Raw genomic sequence first — 1174 nt, 5'->3', positions numbered from 1 at the left:
GCGTAAGGCGGACGTCCCTGACGGGCCGCCGCTTCGCTCCGCGTTATATCCGAATGAAAAATTATGCTCCGGTGTAAGAGTTGTAGCACAAAGCTAGTCAAGGCGGGCACCGTGAAGCTCAATGCTGCCCCGTACGTGGGCTATCCCTTTGGGGCTTTTACATGGACCGGTGATAGCCGAAGCCAGCGCTCTCTGTTATTGCTCGTTCTCAGCGTTGCGCTTGCTGCCATTTTTCAAAACGTCTTGAGTGTAGCTGGAGTGCTCGTTTGTTTGGGGTATCACATACTTGTTGTCAACGATCCCAAGCAGCTTTACAAATGCCCATCCTGTCCAAAAATCTATGTCGGGCATGGGTTGTTAGAGTATCGCCGGGATGACGACTTATATATTTGATATAACCAAGCCAGTCACGGCGACGCCTCTTTCGTTGCGGCTTCGCCTCCACTACAAAGGCGCGCGTGCTGAGTGGCGTTAAAGCTGAAAAGCCAAGTCGTGGCACCTAGTACCCATCCGTGTCAAAATTAAATGATACGTGAACGAGAGGTTTTGCCCATGAATCTCCAAAAAATTGAAGACGAGGCGCTGCACCTTCCCAAAGAGGAGCGAGCTCAATTGATCCAGCGACTGGTACTGAGTCTGGAGTCTCCGTCAGAAGAGGAGCTCAAATCCGATTGGTTGCTTGAGGCCCGACGCAGAGGCGAAGAGCTCGACAATGGCACCGTTCAGGCTGTGTCTGGTGAGGATGTCATGAGGAAGGCTAGAGCACTGATCAAATGAACTATTCTTTTCACCCGGCAGCGGAAGCCGAGTTCCTGGAGTCAGTTGGTTATTACGAATCAGAAGTTCCGGGATTGGGTCGTGCCTTCATAGAGGAATTTGAGGCCCTGGCCATTTTAGTTGGTGAGTCACCGAAAGCTTGGCAGGTCGAGTTGCCACCAGATATTCGTAGAGCGCCCCTTCACAGATTTCCCCTGTCTATCGTTTACCGAGAGAGGCCTGATGGTTTCCAGATTCTGGCTGTTGCCCATGACCGGCGGCGTCCGCAGTATTGGCTGGGCAGGCTTTAACAATCGGCTGTACAGCGACCGATTTTCCGCCGCTTCACGGCTCCAAACCGGCGCGTGAGCCGGGCGTTAAATCAGTAGTGATACCGGAGCTGGGCGATAAGCAAAGC

1 protein-coding gene is annotated in these 1174 nt (G+C 52.8%); it reads left to right on the top strand.

All coding sequences use genetic code 11. The features are described from left to right. The first annotated feature begins 552 nt into the window (after positions 1-552). The gene (locus CLH62_RS20865; RefSeq protein WP_091812418.1) at positions 553-777 is read left to right on the top strand and encodes an addiction module protein; all 225 of its coding nucleotides are present in this window, start codon (positions 553-555) and stop codon (positions 775-777) included. Positions 778-1174: the final 397 nt, after the last annotated feature.

This window comes from Marinobacter guineae, assembly GCF_002744735.1.
Classification (GTDB): Bacteria; Pseudomonadota; Gammaproteobacteria; order Pseudomonadales; family Oleiphilaceae; genus Marinobacter; species Marinobacter guineae.
The sequence above is the reverse complement of the archived record's forward strand: the minus strand, read 5'-3'. Positions and strand labels throughout refer to the sequence as shown.

Bases quoted from the DNA above. Each gene is read 5' to 3' on its own strand.
- CLH62_RS20865 (WP_091812418.1), top strand. From the start codon at position 553: ATGAATCTCCAAAAAATTGAAGACGAGGCGCTGCACCTTCCCAAAGAG.